This is a genomic window from Pseudomonas mosselii, from assembly GCF_019823065.1.
In the GTDB taxonomy this organism is placed as follows: Bacteria; Pseudomonadota; Gammaproteobacteria; order Pseudomonadales; family Pseudomonadaceae; genus Aquipseudomonas; species Aquipseudomonas mosselii.
In genome coordinates this window covers 2332506-2350892 of record NZ_CP081966.1, presented here as the reverse complement: position 1 = coordinate 2350892, position 18387 = coordinate 2332506, and the positions used below count along the sequence as shown (strand labels likewise).

General features: G+C 67.3%; 14 protein-coding genes. 8 read left to right on the top strand and 6 right to left on the bottom strand.

The window, feature by feature from the left end:
• Nucleotides 1-352: 352 nt before the first annotated feature.
• Complete coding sequence (locus K5H97_RS10900; RefSeq protein ID WP_028691809.1) at nucleotides 353-2719, bottom strand: DNA polymerase II; 2367 nt, start codon at nucleotides 2717-2719, stop codon at nucleotides 353-355.
• Between the two features lie 100 nt (nucleotides 2720-2819).
• Nucleotides 2820-4025, bottom strand: a complete 1206-nt coding sequence (locus K5H97_RS10895; protein ID WP_028691810.1) for an MFS transporter — start codon at nucleotides 4023-4025, stop codon at nucleotides 2820-2822.
• Between the two features lie 114 nt (nucleotides 4026-4139).
• On the opposite strand from K5H97_RS10895, the gene K5H97_RS10890 reads away from it, so the two are divergent.
• Entirely contained in the window at nucleotides 4140-5051 is a 912-nt protein-coding gene (locus K5H97_RS10890) for a LysR family transcriptional regulator (RefSeq protein ID WP_028691811.1), read from the top strand.
• Here the strand turns inward: K5H97_RS10890 and K5H97_RS10885 are convergent.
• Complete coding sequence (locus K5H97_RS10885; protein ID WP_028691812.1) at nucleotides 5032-5952, bottom strand: LysR substrate-binding domain-containing protein; 921 nt, start codon at nucleotides 5950-5952, stop codon at nucleotides 5032-5034. The two genes, K5H97_RS10890 and K5H97_RS10885, sit on opposite strands and share 20 nt — an antisense overlap.
• A gap of 189 nt (nucleotides 5953-6141) precedes the next feature.
• Here K5H97_RS10885 and K5H97_RS10880 point away from each other — a divergent pair, with 189 nt between their 5' ends.
• From K5H97_RS10880 to K5H97_RS10860, 5 genes are all read left to right on the top strand, one after another.
• A complete protein-coding gene (locus K5H97_RS10880) occupies nucleotides 6142-6918 on the top strand; it encodes a YqcI/YcgG family protein (protein WP_028691813.1) in 777 nt (258 codons plus the stop codon).
• Nucleotides 6919-6920: 2 nt separating this feature from the next.
• On the top strand, nucleotides 6921-7553 hold the full coding sequence (locus K5H97_RS10875) for a LysE family translocator (protein ID WP_028691814.1): 633 nt from the start codon (nucleotides 6921-6923) through the stop codon (nucleotides 7551-7553).
• Nucleotides 7554-7577: 24 nt separating this feature from the next.
• Nucleotides 7578-8678 carry a hypothetical protein gene (locus tag K5H97_RS10870; protein WP_051555717.1) on the top strand — a complete coding sequence of 367 codons (1101 nt, stop codon included), beginning with the start codon at nucleotides 7578-7580 and terminating at the stop codon, nucleotides 8676-8678.
• 91 nt (nucleotides 8679-8769) lie between these two features.
• Nucleotides 8770-9495 carry a hypothetical protein gene (locus K5H97_RS10865; RefSeq protein WP_036986331.1) on the top strand — a complete coding sequence of 242 codons (726 nt, stop codon included), beginning with the start codon at nucleotides 8770-8772 and terminating at the stop codon, nucleotides 9493-9495.
• A 128-nt stretch (nucleotides 9496-9623) separates the two neighbouring features.
• Complete coding sequence (locus K5H97_RS10860; protein ID WP_051555718.1) at nucleotides 9624-10121, top strand: HvfX family Cu-binding RiPP maturation protein; 498 nt, start codon at nucleotides 9624-9626, stop codon at nucleotides 10119-10121.
• Nucleotides 10122-10240: 119 nt separating this feature from the next.
• Here the strand turns inward: K5H97_RS10860 and K5H97_RS10855 are convergent, their stop codons facing one another.
• The 3 genes from K5H97_RS10855 to K5H97_RS10845 form a co-directional block, all read right to left on the bottom strand.
• Nucleotides 10241-13396, bottom strand: a complete 3156-nt coding sequence (locus K5H97_RS10855) for a CusA/CzcA family heavy metal efflux RND transporter (protein ID WP_028691818.1) — start codon at nucleotides 13394-13396, stop codon at nucleotides 10241-10243.
• Nucleotides 13397-13411: 15 nt separating this feature from the next.
• Complete coding sequence (locus K5H97_RS10850; RefSeq protein WP_028691819.1) at nucleotides 13412-14632, bottom strand: efflux RND transporter periplasmic adaptor subunit; 1221 nt, start codon at nucleotides 14630-14632, stop codon at nucleotides 13412-13414.
• Nucleotides 14633-14737: 105 nt separating this feature from the next.
• The gene (locus tag K5H97_RS10845; protein WP_051555719.1) at nucleotides 14738-15940 is read right to left on the bottom strand and encodes a TolC family protein; all 1203 of its coding nucleotides are present in this window, start codon (nucleotides 15938-15940) and stop codon (nucleotides 14738-14740) included.
• A 332-nt stretch (nucleotides 15941-16272) separates the two neighbouring features.
• Between K5H97_RS10845 and K5H97_RS10840 the strand changes: the two genes are divergently transcribed.
• Entirely contained in the window at nucleotides 16273-17493 is a 1221-nt protein-coding gene (locus K5H97_RS10840) for a putative DNA modification/repair radical SAM protein (RefSeq protein WP_028691821.1), read from the top strand.
• Nucleotides 17490-18338, top strand: coding sequence for a TIGR03915 family putative DNA repair protein (locus K5H97_RS10835; RefSeq protein WP_028691822.1), 849 nt, complete (start codon nucleotides 17490-17492; stop codon nucleotides 18336-18338). Before K5H97_RS10840 ends, K5H97_RS10835 begins: the two co-directional genes overlap by 4 nt.
• The last annotated feature ends 49 nt before the right edge of the window (nucleotides 18339-18387 follow it).

The window sequence follows — 18387 nt, the reverse complement described above, 5'->3', positions numbered from 1 at the left end:
GTTTTCTCTATAAACCTAAAGACTGCGGATCAGGGAGAAAGATCCGGCGTGGAGCCTAAACCAACTGGCCAGGCGCCTGCTCGCGGCAAAAGTAACCGGGCATGTCCCACACCTGACCAGAGCATAGTCCAAGGATACTGCACACACTCAGGGCCGTGCCGTGGCGTTGCCATCTCGCCGGCTTCCAGCGCCAAGCGCGAGCGGGCGCCCTGGAACGTTTCGTGCCCGGTTACTGTTGGCGCGCGAAGCACTTGCGGCTCGTTGTTGTCCATGACTCGTCTCTGCTGAAATTAGAGACACGAGCGCATGAACTTCGGTGCATCCTCGATAGATAGCACCCGCCCCGACCTGTTCAGAAGTCGAAGGCGAGTTGATCCAGGTGCCCCAGGTCGATCGTGTGCCCCAGCACGAATGGCAGGATGGCATCCGCCACGGGTTGCAGCTGTCGGGCGACATAGTGCTCGTAATCGACCGACGATTGCAGAATCTCCAGGGGCTCTGGCCCCGAGGTGGTGATGATGTAGCTGATCCAGCCGCCGTTCTGGTACTGAGTGGGGCGCCCCACCCGTCGATTATGCTCGTCGGCCAGGCGCGCCGCGCGCACATGCGGCGGCACATTGCGCTGGTAGTCAGCCAACGGGCGACGCAGGCGCTTGCGGTAGACCAGCAATTCATCCTGCTCGCCCGCCAGGGTACGGCGCACGTATGCCTGCAGGTAGTCGCGGTAAGGCTGGCCACGGAACACCCGGCCATAGAGTTCCTGCTGGAACTGCCTGGCCAGCGGCGACCAGTCGGTGCGCACCGACTCCAGCCCCTTGAAGACCATTTCGTCCTGGCCGTCGCTGCGCCGTACCATGCCGGCGTAGCGCTTTTTGCTGCCTTCGTCGGTGCCTCGGATGGTCGGCATCAGGAAGCGTCGGTAGTGGGTTTCGAACTGCAGCTCCAGCGCGCTCTCAAGGCCCATGGAATGACGCAGGTTCTCGCGCCACCACTGGTTGACCTGCGCCACCAGCGCCTGGCCGATACTTGCGGCAGCCGCTTCGTCGTGGGCCCCCTTGAGCCAGACAAAGGTGGAGTCGGTGTCGCCGTAGATCACGTCATAGCCCCGCGCCTCGATCAGCGCCCGGGTCTGACGCATGATCTGGTGCCCGCGCATCGTGATCGACGAGGCCAGGCGTGGGTCGAAGAAGCGGCAGCCACTGGAGCCGAGCACGCCGTAGAAGGCGTTCATGATGATCTTCAGTGCCTGCGAAAGCGGGGCGTTGCCCGCGCGCTTGGCCGCCTCGCGCCCCTGCCAGACACGCTCGACGATGGCCGGCAGGCAATGCTGGCGGCGCGAGAAACGGCCACCGCGAAAGCCCTCCACCGAGTGCGCGTCGTCCGGCTGGCGCAAGCCCTCGACCAGCCCCACCGGGTCGATGAGGAAGGTGCGGATGATCGAGGGGTACAGGCTCTTGTAGTCGAGCACCAGCACCGAATCGTACAGCCCGGGCCGCGACTCCATGACGAAACCGCCCGGGCTGGCCTCGCCCTCGCCACCGACGAGGTTCGGCGCGACATAGCCCAGGCGGTGCATGTGCGGGATGTACAGGTGGCAGAACGCGGCCACCGATCCGCCGCTGCGGTCCACGGCCAGTCCGGTGACCGAGGCGCGTTCGAGGAGGAACTCCAGCAAGTGGGTATGGGCGAAGATCCGCGTCACCAGCTCACAGTCCCTGAGGTTGTAGCGGGCCAGGGCCGGCTTGTCCTCGGCGAAGCGGCGGTTGATCTCGTCCATGCGCTGGTACGGCGTGTCGATGGCCTTGCCCTCGCCCAGCAACTGCTGCGCGACGCTCTCCAGGCTGAAGGAGGGGAAGTTCCAGGTCGCCGAGCGCAAGGCCTCGATGCCGTCGATCAGCAGCCGGCCCGGCGCCTCGGCGAAGAAGTGGCTGCGGGCGCCGTGCTCGCGCAGGTGCATCGGCGCGCCGTCGCGGCCCAGGCACAGCGGCACGTTCAGGCGCTGGGCATGCTCGTGCAGCAGGCGCAGGTCGAACTGCACCAGGTTCCAACCGATAATCGCGTCGGGGTCGTGGCGGGCCAGCCACTGGTTGAGGCAGACGATCAGTTCGGCGCGGTCGGCGCAATAGTGCAGGTCGAAGTCCAGCTCGCCCGCCTCGCCGTTGGCCGGGCCGAGCATATAGACCTGGCGCTGGCCGCAGCCTTCCAGGGCGATGCTGTACAGCTCGCCGCGTTCGCTGGTCTCGATATCCAGTGACACCAGGCGCAGCGGCGGGCGGTAGTCCGGGTCGGGCTTGAGCTGGGCATCGTGCAGTACGCCCTGGCTGTCGGGGCGACCATCGAAACGCACCGGGGCGGTGATGAAGCGCTCCATCAGGTAGCGTTCCGGCGGGCGGATGTCGGCTTCGAACACCTCGACACCGGCAGCGCGCAGGCGCTTCTCCAGGGCGATCAGCTGGCGGTGCTGGCGGCAGTACAGGCCCATCACCGGACGCAGGTCGAAGTCGCGCAGCTGCAGGGGCTTGAGTTCGGCGCCCTGTTCACCGGCCAGCAGCGCCCGGGCGTGGGCAGCCTGGGCGGCGGGAATGAAGGCCACCGAGGGCTGGGCGGCCAGGCGCAGGCGCCGTGGGCCCTGGTCGGTGGCCAGCCAGAACTCCACGCAGGTGCCTTCGGGCGTGTCATGCCAGTGGCGGGTCAAGACGAAGCCTTGTTGCAACGGCACTGCGGGGACCTCGGATCGCTACGTTCTCACATGGGCGGATTGTACCGTTCCTCTTGGCATAAAGGGGTGTTTCCAGGCCCCGCGATTGCGTCCGATCAGGCTAGCGTGCGCCCGCGACGAACCCGGCCCGCCGTCCGCTGACCACCAGCAGCCACGCCAGCGCCAGCAGCCCCAGCACCACGGCGCCAAACGACTCGACCCCGGCGCCGACCAGCAACAACCCGCCAATGATCCCGCCCAAGGCGATCGCGCTGTTCCACACCGTCACCAGCATCGACTGCGCCACATCGCCGCCCTCGCCCGCCGCATCGGCGCAGGCGGTCTGCAACAGGGTCGGCGCACCGCCGTAGGTCATCCCCCACAGCGCCACGCTGACATGCACCAGCCAGGCGGCGCCCTGGGCCTGCCCCAAGGCCAGCGTCGCCAGGGCGAACCCGGCCAGGCACAGCAACACCAGCCCACGCAGATGGCGGTCGACACCCAGGCCCACCAGCACGATGCCGCCCAGCGAGGCCAAGCCGAAGGTCATCAGCACCTGGCCCACCTCGGCCGTCATGCCCGCCGCCGCCAGCAGCGGCACGATGTAGGTGTAGAGGATGTTGTGCCCGAGAATCCACGCCAGGATCACCAGCAACACCCGCGCCACGCCCGGGGTGCGCAACACCGTAAGCGCTGCGGGGCGCTTGCCGGCGGCTTGGCCGGGGAAGTCCGGCACCGCCCGCACCACCCAGACGGTCAGCAGCAACGCCGCGACCGTGACCACCACGAAGGCCGCGCGCCAGCCCAGCCAGGCGCCGAGCCAGGTGCCGATTGGCAGACCTAGCGACAGCGCAATGGGCTGGCCCAGCATCGCCACCGCCATGGCCCTGCCCTGCTGGGCCGGCGCCACCATGCGCCGCGCATGGCCGGCGATCAGGCCCCAGGCCAGGCCGGCGGCGGCGCCGGTAAGAAAGCGCAGACACAGGGTGAGGGTATTGTCCGGCGACACGGCAGTCAGCCCGTTGAACAGCACGAACCCGGCGATCGCCAGCAGCAGTGCGCGGCGACGCCACCAGCCCTGGGTCAGGGTCACCAATGGAATGGCGGTGAGCAGCGACCCCAGGGCATAGGCCGTGACCCATTGCCCGGCCATGGCCTGGCTGATCTGCATACCATCGGCGATCTGGTCGAGCAGGCCGGCCGGCAGGGTTTCGCTGAGGATGGCGATGAAGCCGGTCAGGGCCAGGGCCAGCAGCCCGCTCAGGGGCAGGCGCGTGGCGCTGGCAGGGGATGCGGCGACACACGCCGCCGGGGAAGGTGAATGCATGGTTGTCTCCGGCTATCGATTTAGGCAGGCATGGTGCGCTGCTGGGGCATTGCGGAAAAAGCCGGGTACAATTCCACTCAGTCAGGACATCAGTGTCCGCAATCGGAGCGCAGCATGGACAGCCTCAGCGGCTTCATGGTCTTCAACCGGGTCGCCGAGACCCGCAGTTTCGTCGCCGCCGGCCAGTCGCTGGGGATCAGCGCCTCCGCCGTGGGCAAGCGCGTGGCACGGCTGGAGGAACGCCTGGGCGTGCGCCTGTTTCACCGCAGCACCCGCAGCATCACCCTGACCGCCGAGGGCACGCTGTTCCTGGAACGCAGCCGACGCATCCTTGCCGAGATCGAAGCCACCGAGCAGGAGCTGTCCCAGGCCAGCGGAGCGCCCCGCGGGCGCCTGCGGGTGAGCCTGCCGCAGGTGACCGGGTTGGTGATGCCGGCTTTGGCCGAGTTCATGGCGCGTTATCCCGACATCGAGCTCGACCTGGACTTCAGCGACCGCATGGTGGATATCGTCGGCGAGGGCTTCGACGTGGTGATGCGCGGTGGCCAGCCGCTGGATTCGCGCCTCAACGCCAAGTTCCTTGGGCACTTCCAGCATCGCCTGGTGGCGTCCCCCGCCTACCTGCGCGAACGCGGCACGCCGCAGCATCCCCGTGAGCTCACCGGGCACAGCTGCCTGCACTACCGCTTCCCCAGCAGCGGCAAGCTGGAAACCTGGCCGCTGCGCCGGGAACACCCCGAGCAGGACTACGCGATTCCCATCTCGATGGTCTGCAATCACGTCGAGACGCGCATCTGCTTCGCCCTCAACCATCGCGGCATCACCTGCCTGCCGGACTTCAGCGTGCGCAAGGAACTGGCGGCCGGCAGCCTGGTGAGCGTGCTCGACAGCTTCATGGAGCGACGTGGCAGCTTCTACCTGCTGTGGCCATCTGGACGGCAGATGCCGCCCAAGCTGAGGGTGTTCATCGACTTCATGCTCGAACGGGTACTGCCTGCCACCGACCTCAGCCGTACAGGTAGCTGATGTCCTTGTGCGACAGCGGCGGCACCTGCGCCAACAGGTAGTCGCGCAACTTGTGCATCTGGTGGGCCTTGGGGCTGGCCTTGAGCCAGGTCATGTAGTAGCCGTCGCCGGTGGCCACCGCGTGGGGGAATGGCGTGACCAGGTTGCCCGCCGCCAGGTCGGCACTGGCCAGCACCAGGTCGACCACCGAGATGCCCAGCCCCTGCTGGGCGGCCGAGATGCCCTGGTCGAGGGTGTCGAACACCTGGCCCTGGTCGATGCTGACGTCCAGCGCGTCCATGCGCGCCAGCCAGCGTCGCCAGTCACGCCGGTCCGGCGAGGGGTGGAGGAACTCGCAGCTGGAGAGCACCGACAGCTCCGGCCGGGCCTGCTCGAGGTAGCTTGGGTGACACACCGGGATCAGCCATTCATCGAACAGCTTCAGGCTCTCCACATCCGCCGGGAAGCGTCCGTTGCCGAGCAGGATGGCGCAGTCATAGGGTTCGGAATAGAAGTCCACCGCGTCGATGTCCATCCATACGCTCGACAGTTGCACCGAACAGCTGTTGTCGACCCGCTTGAAGCCGTCCAGGGCCCTGAGCAGCCAGCGCACGGTGAGCGTGGACGGCGCCTTCAGGCGCACGCCGTAGCGATCCTGGCGCAACAGCGCGCAGGCGTTCTCGATGATCTTGAAACCGACCTTGAGTTCCTGGGCCAGCAGCCGACCGTGCTCGGTCAGGCGCAGCTTGGGGCCGCGACGCTCGAACAGGTCGCAGCCGAACAGGGCTTCGAGGGTCTTGATGTGGTGGCTGACCGCGCCCTGGGTCAGGGCCAATTCCTGGGCCGCGCGGGTGAAGGAGCCATAGCGCGACGCCACTTCGAAGGCGCGCAGGGCGTGCAAGGCTTGAATCCGTTCCGACATGGCGCCTTCCAGAGCATGAGTGAAGCTAATAGTAGGTCATAGAACCAGGCGTTTTACAACGCGGGATCCATCTCGGAAAATGCCGGTAAATAACAATTATATATAGCAAAGCTGCCGTTATATGTCGAAAACGTTCTATTAAACGAGAAACTCTATTAAATACTGCATACGGATATGCCTGGGGAAATCATGTTTACGGGTTATGGAAACTGCTACCGCCTGGATGCGCTGGAGCTCGCCGATGAACATGTCCAGAACCGTCACCACTGGACGTACAAGACCATAGAAGACTTCAAGGAAACCCTCGCCAACCCTGACTTCCCGTGCCTGTTCGGGCGCAAGGCGGTCAATGCGCGCACGTGCCACATCGTCTTCGCCCGCGCCGAACGCCTGGCAGACGATATTGCCCAAGGCCTTGGCGACTACATCAGCACCATCGAGCCGATCCCGCTCAAGCAGCGCATCGGCAACCCGCTGCTGGTGTTCCTCGAGACGGCGCCCGGCACCACGCTGCAGGCACAGCAGGCACTGGCCTGGGACGTGCTGAATCAGGTCCATGCGCGCGACCCGCAGCCCTGGCCCGAAGAAGTACCGCAGGATCCGCACGACACGCGCTGGTCGTTCTGTTTCGCAGGCATGCCGCTGTTCATCAACATGAGCTTCCCCGCCCACCGCTTGATGAAAAGCCGCAACCTGGGCCGGCACATTGCCTTCGTCATCAACCCGCGGGAGAGCTTCGACGAGGTCGCCAGCGCCAGCACTGAAAGCGGCCAGCGCATTCGCGCACGCATCCGCGAGCGGGTGCGCCACTACAACGACGGGGTGATGCCCGAGACCCTGGGCTTCTTCGGCCAGGACGACAACTTCGAATGGAAGCAGTACCAATTGCAGGAGCCCGGTTCGCCAAGCCCGGCGCGCTGCCCGTTCCATGCCCACGCAACCGCTGCAACCCTCACCGAGAACTGATCGTGAATACCGCACTGACCGCCACCTACGCCCTAACCGTCCTGCTGCTGATCGCCACGCCCGGCCCGGTGGTGGCCCTGATCGTCAACACCGCCGCCGCCTCGGGCTCGCGCAAGGCCCTGTTCACCGCGGTCGGCACCAACTGGGCCTCGCTGGTGCTGATCGGCGCGGCCGCCTGGATCATCCTTACCAGCGCGGCCATCGACAAGGCCTGGCTCAGCGCCATGAGCCTGCTGGGCTGCCTGTTCATCGGCTACATCGCCCTGGGCACCCTGCGCGAAGCGCTGCAGGCCCCGGTCGACAGCGCCCCGCAGGCCCCGGCCAGCGCGCAAGCGGGCCGCGGGGGCCTGCTGCAGGGCTTCATGGTCGGTATCTCCAACCCCAAGGACATCATCTTCTTCATCGCCTTCTTCCCACAGTTCATCCAGATCACCGAGTCGTTCGGCAAGAGCATGGTGGTGCTGTCGCTGCTGTGGATCGCCATCGATTTCGCCGTGCTCAGCCTGTACATCTTCGCCATCGGCAAGATCGCCTCGCCGCGCAGCAACCGCCTGATCAGCCTGGCCTCCGGCGTTGCCCTGCTGCTGATCGCCGCCGTCGGCCTGGCCTACAACCTCAGGGAGCTGGCCGCCTGAGCCCCCCTAACAGAAGGAGCGCCCATGACCCCGATCCCCCCCGCCACCACCGGCAGCATGGGCACGCCCGACCCCTTGGCGCAGGACTATCAGCGCTTCCTGCAACTGGGTAGCCGCCGCGCACCGCACACGCTGTATGTGCACGAGCGCGGCTACCGCTGCGCAACCATCAACACCGACGCCCTGGGCATGCGCTACAGCCACTGCGCCGGCAAGCGTTTCTCGGTGGCCGAGCGCGGCGGCGCGGCGCGGGTCAACCTGCTGGTGGGCGGTTCCACCGCCATGGGCATCGGCGCCAGTTCCGACGAACACACCGTGGCCTCGTACCTGTCGGTGCTGACCGGCGAGATCTGGTTGAGCCTCGCAGGTTGCGGCCTGAACGCAACCCAGGAACTGCTGATGTTCCTCACTCACCAGCACCGCTTTGGCCAGATCGGCCACGTGGTGGTGCTCAGTGGCCTGAACACACTGGCCCAGGAGGCCCTCGCCGAAGTCCTGGCCGGTGCGCAGGACCCGCATCGGGCACAGGCCTACCAGGATTTTCTCAACCGTTTCAACGAAGGCGTGCATGCCGGCGGCGAAGCGCGCCGCGAGTCGTTCTGGCAACGCCTTGGCCAGCTGCTGGCGCCAGCCCGGGAAACCCACTGGCCGCCAGTGGAACCGCTGTCGAGCCCGGACAAGCGCCTGATCCGCGCCGCCGATGCCGTGGGCCGCACCCTGCGCCAGTGGGACCGGCTGCTGGCGGACGGCCACACCACCCTCACCTTCATCCTGCAACCGCTGCTGCCCTGGTGCCGCGAGGCACTGCCCAAGGCGGAACAGGCCATGCTCGCCAAACTCGAGCGCCAGCCATCGAACTTCGACCGCCTGCTCGGCGACACCTTCGACAGCCAGCTGCACATGGCCTTCTTCCGCCGCATCAAGAGCCAGGCCGACCCGGTCCCCTGCTACGACATGAACAGCATGCTCAGCAGCTCGCCGGTGTTCGCCGAGCACCTGTTCGTCGATCGCCTGCATTTCAACGACCTGGGCAACAATGCGCTGGCCAAGGTGATCACCGCCAAGCTGGGGCTGGCCCAGGAAAGACAGGCCCTGCGCAAGGTCGCACCGATCAAGCTGGTCTGATGACCGGACGCCGGGCTTTCGGGAAAGGCACGCGGATGGATAGAATAGGCCGTCGTCGCTCCTGATTCGCCCGAGGCACCGTGTAACTGCCATGACCATTCCTGCCTTCCCCTCGCTCCTGGCCCGTCCTCGCGCTCGCCTGGCTGCGACACTCCCGTTGCTGCTGGCCGCCACAGGCGCCCAGGCCCTGGACGTGAGCATCGACCCCCATGCCGACCTGCTCTATCGCCAGGCCCTGCCGCTGCTGGAACAGGCCGACAACCAGGACGACAACGCCGGTCCGCTGCGCACCGCCAGTGGCGACCCCGAGCTCAGCCGCCAGGGCCAGGCGATGGCCCACACGCTGCCCACGGCGGTGGCCCTGCTGAAAAAGTCGGTGGAACTCGGCCACCCGGTAGCCCAGTACCGCCTGGCGCTGTACTACACCACCTATCTGCCGGCAGGACAGATCGCCGAGGCCGCCTGCCCGTTGCTGGAAGCCAGCCTCAAGCAAGGCTTCGCCCCACCCGCGCTGGCCATCGCCCACTGGTGCTCCCCGTACAATGCCAGCCCCGCCTACCGCGAGGCGCTGGAGGCGGTTCCCAGCATGGCCACCTTGTATGCCGCCTACTATCCGCAGCCGGCCACCCGCCTGGTGTGCAACCGTACCCGGCCCCAGGGCCTGCAACTGCAGTGGGGGCGCCAGCGCGACTACCAGGCCGAGATCTACCGCCTGCTCGGTGAGCTCGACCCGCGCCAGCGCCAGGCCTTCCTGCAGAAGGCGGTGGACATCAACGGCTGCGCCGCGGCGCAACAGCGCCTGACCAGCAACCGCTGAGGATCGCTACACAGCGATACATAAACCCACCACCCCCGACACACTGTCGATACCCCGCCACCACACACTCCCGGCCACGACAGCGCGACGGCAGCCCGCCGTTGCCGCCTACACCGGGATGCCTGTTCATGAAAGCCCTGCCACTGTTCACTGACTGGAAGCTGTTCAACGCCCTCGACCACACCGGCAACTGGAGCGCCGACCTGCCGTTGCGCCTGTTCCTGGCCTGGGAGTTCTTCGAATCGGGCCTGGAGAAGTTCAACGGCACCAACTGGTTCGCCGACCTGCAAAGCAGTTTTCCATTCCCGTTCAACCTGTTGCCGGTGGGTCTCAACTGGCAGCTGTCGATGTGGGCCGAATTGATCTGTCCGCTGCTCCTGCTGCTGGGGCTCGGCACCCGTCTGGCCTCGGCAGTGCTGATGGTGGTGACGGTGGTGGCGATTGCCACCGTGCACTGGCCGAGCCAGTGGTCGAGCCTGGCGGAATTGGGGCGGGGTTATGCGATCACCGACCAGGGTTTTGGCAACTTCAAGCTACCGTTGATCTACCTGGTGGCGTTGCTGCCGCTGCTGTTGAAAGGGGCTGGAAGGTTGAGCCTGGATCACTGGCTGCGCCGGTACCTGTAGGAGCGGCCTTGTGTCGCGAAAGGGCCGCAAAGCGGCCCCAGGTCACGCAATTGTTGCATGGTTCATTGGGGGCTGCTTCGCAGCCCATTCGCGACACAAGGCCGCTCCTTGCGATAGCGTTACACGTCTTCTGCCAGGTTGTCCTCATCCCGCCGATGCGCCCACTGATACAACGCTGGCAACACCAGCAAGGTCAGCGCCGTCGACGACAGGATCCCACCGATCACCACCGTCGCCAGCGGCCGCTGCACCTCGGCGCCGGTGCCGGTGGCCAGGGCCATGGGAATGAAGCCCAGCGACGCCACCAGCGCGGTCATCAGCACCGGCCGCAGGCGGGTCAACGCCCCCTCTTCCACCGCCGCGCGCAAGCTCCGGCCTTCCTCGCGCAGGTTGCGAATGAAGGCAATCATCACCAGGCCGTTGAGCACCGCGACGCCCGACAGCGCGATAAAGCCTACCCCCGCCGAGATCGACAGCGGGATATCCCGCAACCAAAGCGCCAGCACCCCGCCGGTCAGGGCGAAGGGGATGCCGGTGAACACCAGCAGGCCATCCTTGAGGTTGTTGAACATCATCAGCAGCAAGGCCATGACCAGCAGCAGCGAGACCGGCACCACCACCCGCAGGCGCTCTGCCGCCGACTGCAACTGCTCGAATTGGCCGCCCCAGCGAGTCCAGTAGCCCGGCGGGATCTGCACCTGGTCGATCAGCGTCTGCGAGGCCTGTTCGACGAACGAACCCAGGTCACGCCCACGCACGTTGGCGCTGACCACCACCACGCGCTTGCCATCCTCGCGGCTGACCTGGTTGGGGCCCAGCTGCAGGTTCAGGGTGGCCACCTGTGACAGCGGGATGAAGCCGATCTGCGAGGCACCGGCGGCGGCGCTGGCCGGCACCGGGATCAGCAGGCCGGACAAGCCGTCGACATCGGTGCGTAGCGCTTCCGACAGGCGCACCACCATGTCGAAGCGGCGGTCGCCTTCGTACAGGGTGCCGGCAGTGCGACCACCCACGGCGATGGCAATGGCGTCCTGAACATCGCCCACGTTCAGGCCGTAACGGGCGGCCTTGTCACGGTCGATATCGATGGTCAGCACCGGCAGGCCGGTGGTCTGCTCGACCTTCACCTCGGAGGCTCCCGGCACCTGCTGCAAGCTCGCGGCAATCTGCGCGGCGGTGCGGTTGAGTACCTCCATGTCGTCGCCGAACACCTTCACCGCGACATCGCTGCGCACCCCGGAGATCAGCTCGTTGAAGCGCAGCTGGATCGGCTGCGACAGCTCGTAGTTGCTACCCGGCACGCTGGCGGCGGCACGCTGTACCTCGAAGATCAGTTCATCGCGCGGCTTGCCTGGATCCTGCCATTGCTCGCGGGGCTTGAGCATCACGTAGGCGTCGGAGATGTTCGGCGGCATCGGGTCGGAAGCGATCTCGGCTGTGCCGGTACGGGCGAACACCCGCTCGACTTCCGGCACCTGGGCGATGATGGTCTTCTCCAGCCGCTGCTGCATGTCCACCGACTGCGACAGGCTGGTGCCCGGCACGCGCAGGGCCTGCAGGGCGAAATCACCCTCGCTGAGGCTGGGGATGAACTCACTGCCCATGCGACTGGCCAGCACGCCGGACAGCAGCACCACGGTGGCGGCGCCGGCGAACGCCAGGTTGCGCCGGCCCAGCACCCAGTCCAGCACCGGGGCGTAGCGGCGGCGGGCGGTGCGCATGACCGCGCCCTCCTCCTCCTTCACCTTGCCGGTGACGAACAGCGCGAGCGCCGCCGGAACGAAGGTCACCGAAAGGATCATCGCCCCCAGCAGCGCCATCACCACGGTGAAGGCCATGGGGTGGAACATCTTGCCCTCGACCCCTGTCAGGGCAAAGATCGGCAGGTACACCACCATGATGATCAACTGCCCGTAGATCAGCGGCCGACGTGCCTCGCGGGCGGCGGCGAACACTTCGTGGAAGCGCTCGGAGCGGGTCAGCATGCGGCCATGATGCTGCTGGGCATGAGCCAGGCGGCGGATGGCGTTCTCGACGATCACCACCGCGCCGTCGACGATGATGCCGAAGTCGAGTGCCCCCAGGCTCATCAGGTTGGCGCTGACCTTGTTGCTGAACATGCCGGTGAAGGTGAACAGCATCGACAGGGGGATGACCATGGCGGTGATCAACGCCGCGCGGATGTTGCCCAGGAACAGGAACAATACGGCGATGACCAGGATAGCGCCTTCGATGAGGTTCTTCTTCACCGTGGCGATGGCTTTTTCCACCAGGTTGGTGCGGTCATAGACGGTGATCGCCACCACGCCCTTGGGCAGGCTGCGGTTGATCTCCTCGAGCTTGGCCGCCACCGCCTGGGACACTGTGCGGCTGTTCTCGCCGATCAGCATGAACACCGTGCCCAGCACCACCTCGCGGCCATTCTCGGTGGCGGCGCCCGAGCGCAGCTCTTGGCCCAGGCCAACCTGGGCGACATGGCTGACGCGGATCGGCGTGCCATCGACGCTGGAGATGACGATGTTGGCGATGTCCTCGGCCGAGGCCACCTGGCCCGGGGCGCGGATCAGCAACTGCTCGCCGTTGCGCTCGATGTAGCCGGCGCCGACGTTGGCATTGTTGCGCTCGAGCGCCGCGACCAGGTCGTTGAGGGTCAGCTTGTAGGCCGCCAGGCGCTTGGGTTCAGGCGCGATCAGGTACTGCTTGGCATGGCCGCCGATGCTGTTCACCTCGGCCACACCCGGCACGTTGCGCAGCTGCGGCTTGATGATCCAGTCCTGGATCACCCGCAGATCGGTGGCGGTATAGGACGTGCCGTCGTCCTTCACCGCCCCCTCCTCGGCCTCGACCGTCCACAGGAAGATCTCGCCAAGGCCAGTGGAGATCGGCCCCATGGCCGCCTCGATGCCTTCGGGCAACCGCTCGCGGGCCACCTGCAAGCGCTCGTTGACCAGCTGGCGGGCAAAGAAGATGTCGGTGCCGTCATCGAAGATCACCGTCACCTGGGACAGCCCCGAACGCGACAGCGAGCGGGTCTGCTTGAGGCCTGGCAGGCCGGCCATGGCGGTCTCGATGGCGAAGGTGATGCGCTGCTCGGTCTCCAGCGGCGAGTAGCCGGGCGCTGCGGTGTTGATCTGCACCTGCACGTTGGTGATGTCGGGCACGGCGTCGATGGGCAGCTTCTGGTAGCTGTGGATGCCCACGGCGGCCATCAGCACCACGGCGAGCATCACCACCAGGCGTTGCTCGATGGCGAACTGGATAAGGCGTTCGAACATGAATGGCGTCCCCGGTCAGTGGCTGTGTTCGGCCGAGCCTTTGCCCAGCTCGGACTTGAGGACGAAGCTGCCGGCGGCGGCGACCACGGTGCCGGCGGCCAGCCCCTCGCGCACTTCCACCTGGCCGGCGTCGCGGCGCCCGGTCTTCACCGGGCGGGCCTCAAAGCCCTCGTCGGTACGGGCGAACACTACGGTCTGTTCATCCCAGGTCTGCAGTGCGCTTTCCGGCACCACCACGGCGGCGTCGAAACGCTCGACGGTAACCGCGATGTTGACGAACAGCCCGGGGCGCCAGGCGCCATTGGGATTGGCCAGGGTGGCGCGCACGGTGGCGGCGCGGTTCTGCTCGCCGAGCAGGCTGCCGACGTAGTTGACCTTGCCCTCCACCTGGGCGCCGAGGTCCGGCGCGCTGACGCTGACGCCACGGCCGCTGACCACCTTGTCCAGGTCGCGCGGGGCCACGGCGAAGGTGGCCCAGACCCGGCTCAGATCGGACAGGGTGAAGGCATTGCTGGTCTCGTCCACCACCTCGCCCACGGTCAGGTGCTTTTCCACCACCACCGCGTCGAACGGTGCACGCAACTCGTAGCGGTTGCCCTTGCCGGCCGGCGCCACGGCGGCGGCCTTCTGCCCGGCGTTGGCAGCGGCGATCTCGGCCTCCTGCAGCGCCTGGCGGGCCTGCAGGTAGTCCTGTTCGGCGCTGATGCGCTCCTGCCACAGCTGCTTCTCACGCTCGAAGGTCAAGCGGGCCAGCTCCAGGCGGCGCTGGGCGGCCTGCTGCTCGCTGCGCAGCTCGGAGATCTGCTGGCTGGCGATCACCGCCAGCACCTGGCCACGCTTGACCGCCTGGCCCAGCTCGGCCTGCACCGACTCGACCACGCCGGGGACGCGGGGCACCACGTGGGCGGTGCGGTCCTCGTCGAAGCGGATCTCACCGGGGAAGCTGATGGCAGTGCCCAAGGTGCGCGGGCCGGCAGTGGCCAGCTGCACGCCGGCGGCCTGGATCTGCTCGGCGGAGAGATGCAACTGGCCCTCTTCGTCGGCATGGCTTTCGCCTGCGGACTCACCGTGGCCATCGTCCTTGTCTTCGTCGTGGCCGTGGCCGGCTTCGCCGTGGTCGTCGTGCTGGGCCTGGCCGCTGCCGGCCTTACCGAGGGTGCCGGTCCAGGCGGCACCGCCGAGGCCGATAACGGCCAGGGCAGCGGCGAGGATGGCGAGCTTGCGTGGGTTGGTCATTGTTGCTCCTGCTGGAAAAGTCGTTGCAGTTCAGGGCCCATCGCGGGGCAAGCCCGCTCCCGCGGGAATGCGTGGGAGCGGGCTTGCCCCGCGATGGGTCGAGGCTCAAAGCTCGCCGTAGATCCGCTCCACCTGCGCCCGGGCATCGGTCGCCTGGGCCAGCGCTTCGAGGTACAAGCCCCGTGCATCGATCAGCGTTCGCTGGGCGTCGAGCACATCGAGGAAGGCGAACTTGCCCATCTCGAAGCCGCGTGTGGCGGTGTCCACCGCCTGCTGGGCGGCGGGCAGGATGGTGCGGTCGTAGGCCTGCACTTCGCCCATGGCCGTGCCCCACTGCTCCAGGGCGCTGCGGGTTTCGCTGCGCAAGCGCAGCTCCACGGCGTTGCGCAGGTCGCGGGCCTGGTCGGCGCGACGGGCGGCGGCCAGCACGTTGCCCTGGTTGCGGTCGAACAGCGGCAGCGGCATCGACAGCCCGACCACGTTGACCCGCTCACGGTCCTCGCGGCTGTACTGGCTGCCCAGGCTGACGGTCAGGTTGGGAATGCGCTGGGCCTTCTCGGAACCGAGGCTGGCATCGCCACGCTCGATCTGTGCCGCGGCCAGGCGCCATTCGGCGGTCTGCTCGACCTTGGCCAGCAGGGGTTCGGCCTGCGGCGCCGGGCCGGGTGAGAGGTTGCTCGCGTCGAGCCGGTCGAAACGGGCCTCGGCACTGCCCGTCAGACGCGCCAGGACCTGGTTGGCCACGCCACGTTCGGTGCGTGCCCGACGCACCGCCGCCTCGGCCTGGGCCAGCTGGACCTGGGCGCGGGTGGCCTCCACCGGCGAGGACTGCCCGGCGCGCACCCGCCCCTCCACCACCCGCAGGCCGCGTTCGGTCAGCGCCTGCGACTGTTGCGCCAGCTCCAGCGCGGTCTGTGCCCGCAAGGCGGCATGAAAGGCCTGGATCACATCCGCGCGCAGGCTGTTGCGCTGGCGCTCGAGCTCCAGCCGGGCGATTGCCTGGCCGGCCTTTGCGACTTCGATCCGCGCGCCGCGCTTGCCGCCCAGCTCCAGGGCCTGGCTGAGGGTCACGGTGGTGGTGCTGGTGGCGCGGCGGGTGTCCTCGACCTCCCAGGACAGCTCGGGGTTTGGGATCAACCCGGCCTGCTGGCGCTCGCCCTCGGCGATGCCGATCTCACGGCCGATGGCGGCGAAGTCCGGGTTCTGGGAGAAGGCGGCGTCGAGCGCCTGGTCCAGGCTCAGGCCCTGGGCACCGGCAGGGCCGGCCAGCAACAGGCAGAGCAAGGCGATCTTGCGGGGGATGGGCACGGCGGAAGTCCTCGTCGACAAGCGGCGGAATGCTTTGGCGAGGGACTGTAGGCAGCGGTGGTTATCGGGGCGGTGGCGGGAAGATTACAATTTTGTAATCAAGCATGCCGAGGGTGCATCGCCCTGAGATTTGGGCCTTTCAGGGTGTTCGACGTTAGCGTTGCAGCACCTATGAGATCGAGCGCCGCGCGGGCGGCGCTCGATCTCATAGGCGCTACAGAACTCTCGCCAGGCACCTCTGCGCCATCACCCAATCAAAACCACCCGCAAACACTTGCCATCAGCCCAATCCCGAAATACTGTATGAATAAACAGTTATCTCGGACACTCCCATGCAGCTCATCGCCAAGCTCGGCATCCTCGCCGACGCCGCCAAGTACGACGCGTCCTGCGCCAGCAGCGGCGCCCCCAAGCGCAGCTCTCGTGGCCGCGACGGCCTCGGCGCCACCGACGGCATGGGCATCTGCCACAGCTATACCCCGGACGGGCGCTGCGTGTCGCTGCTCAAGGTGCTGCTGACCAACTTCTGCCTGTACGACTGCCAGTACTGCGTCAACCGCCGCTCCAGCAACGTGCCGCGGGCGCGTTTCAGCCCCGAGGAAGTGGTGCGCCTGACCCTGGACTTCTACCGGCGCAACTGCATCAGCGGCCTGTTTCTCAGCTCCGGCATCATCCGCTCGGCCGACTACACCATGGAGCAGCTGATCCGGGTGGCCCGTCTGCTGCGCGAGGAGCATGGCTTTCGTGGCTACATCCACCTCAAGACCATCCCCGACGCCGACCCGCTGCTGATCGAGGAAGCCGGACGCCTGGCCGACCGCTTGAGCGTGAATATCGAGCTGCCCACCGACGCCAGCCTCGAACGCCTGGCCCCGGAGAAGCGCGCCAGTACCATCCGCCAGGCCATGGGCGTAATCCACCACGGCCAGCAGGCCGTCGCCGGCGAACCACGAGCGCCACGCTTCACCCCCGCCGGGCAGAGCACCCAGGTCATCGTCGGCGCCGACGCCACCGACGACAGCGCCCTGCTGCGCAACGCCGAGTCGCTGTACCAGGGCTATGGCCTCAGGCGCGTCTACTACTCCGCCTTCAGTCCGATCCCCGACAGCCCCTCCAGCGTGCCCCTGGCCGCCCCGCCGCTGCTGCGCGAGCACCGCCTGTACCAGGCCGACTTCCTCCTGCGCGGCTACGGCTACAAGGCCGGCGAGCTTTTGGGCGAAACCGGCAACCTGGCCCTGGATATCGACCCCAAGCTGGCCTGGGCGCTGGCCAACCGCGAGGTATTCCCGCTCGACGTCAACCGCGCCGAGCCGGCCCTGCTGGCGCGCATCCCCGGTATCGGCCTGCGCAGCGTGCAGCGCCTGGTGGCCCTGCGTCGCGAGCGGCGCATCCGCTACGACGACCTGATCCAGTTGCGCTGCGTGCTGGACAAGGCCCGCCCGTTCATCGTCACCAGCGACTACCGCCCGGCCCAGGCCGAGCTGCGCAGCGGCCTGCTGCGCGCCCGCCTGCGCGAACCCCAGGCACCGGTGCAGATGGGCCTGTGGGGATGATCGCGCTGGATTGCGATGACGACTTCGCCACCTGGCGCGACCAGGCGCGGCAACTGCTCGGCCATGGCATCGACCCGGCCACGGTGACCTGGGGCCAGGCGCGCATGGACGACCTGCTGGCCGTGCCCACGCCCCTGCCCGACGGCCCCGGTCCGTTCCGCGCCCGCGTGCCGGCGGCGCTGCTGGCCCAGCTGGAACAGGCCGGGCGTTACCGCGGCGAGCAACGCTGGAACCTGCTGTACGAAGTGCTGTGGCGCGTCGCCCATGGCGACCGCACCGCCATGCTCGCCGGCGACCGCCTGGGCAGCGAGATGCAGCGGCGCATCCGCCAGGTCGGCCGCGAAGCCCATCACCTGCATGCCTTCGTGCGCTTCGTGCCACTGCCCGAGGCACTGGCCGAGCAGTTGCAACTGGACCTGGTGGCCTACCACGAACCTGCCCACGACATCCTCGACAGCGCCTGCGGGCATTTCGCCGATCGCCTGGGGCGCCAGCGCTGGTTGATCGCCACGCCCCGCGACGGCGTGCGCTTCGACGGCCAGCACCTGGACTACCGGCGCCAATGCCCGGAGCAATGGCGGCAGTGGGCGCGCAACGCCGAGGACCCCGGTGCCGAGCTGTGGCTGGCCTACTACCGGCACACCTTCAACCCCGCCCGGCTCAATCCCGGCGCGTTGCGCCAGCACCTGCCCGGGCGCTTCTGGCGCCACCTGCCGGAGGGCCCACTGATCCCCGAGCTAGTCGGCCAGGCGCGACATGGCAAACAGCGCGACGGGCAGGCGCTGGAGGTCGGGCGCCAGCGTGGCAAACGCATTGCTTCAGGGAACCACAAACCAAACGAATAGAATTTGTGAAAAGTTCACCATTTTCCGATTCGAAAGCATTGTTGCGGGC

Excerpts from the sequence above, each read along its gene's own strand:
- K5H97_RS10860 (WP_051555718.1), top strand. The coding sequence starts at position 9,624 with ATGAAAGCCCTGCCACTGTTCACTGACTGGAAGCTGTTCAACGCCCTC.
- K5H97_RS10895 (WP_028691810.1), bottom strand. The coding sequence starts at position 4,025 with ATGCATTCACCTTCCCCGGCGGCGTGTGTCGCCGCATCCCCTGCCAGC.
- K5H97_RS10840 (WP_028691821.1), top strand. The coding sequence starts at position 16,273 with ATGCAGCTCATCGCCAAGCTCGGCATCCTCGCCGACGCCGCCAAGTAC.
- K5H97_RS10890 (WP_028691811.1), top strand. The coding sequence starts at position 4,140 with ATGGACAGCCTCAGCGGCTTCATGGTCTTCAACCGGGTCGCCGAGACC.
- K5H97_RS10865 (WP_036986331.1), top strand. The coding sequence starts at position 8,770 with ATGACCATTCCTGCCTTCCCCTCGCTCCTGGCCCGTCCTCGCGCTCGC.
- K5H97_RS10850 (WP_028691819.1), bottom strand. The coding sequence starts at position 14,632 with ATGACCAACCCACGCAAGCTCGCCATCCTCGCCGCTGCCCTGGCCGTT.
- K5H97_RS10870 (WP_051555717.1), top strand. The coding sequence starts at position 7,578 with ATGACCCCGATCCCCCCCGCCACCACCGGCAGCATGGGCACGCCCGAC.
- K5H97_RS10855 (WP_028691818.1), bottom strand. The coding sequence starts at position 13,396 with ATGTTCGAACGCCTTATCCAGTTCGCCATCGAGCAACGCCTGGTGGTG.
- K5H97_RS10835 (WP_028691822.1), top strand. The coding sequence starts at position 17,490 with ATGATCGCGCTGGATTGCGATGACGACTTCGCCACCTGGCGCGACCAG.
- K5H97_RS10885 (WP_028691812.1), bottom strand. The coding sequence starts at position 5,952 with ATGTCGGAACGGATTCAAGCCTTGCACGCCCTGCGCGCCTTCGAAGTG.
- K5H97_RS10880 (WP_028691813.1), top strand. The coding sequence starts at position 6,142 with ATGTTTACGGGTTATGGAAACTGCTACCGCCTGGATGCGCTGGAGCTC.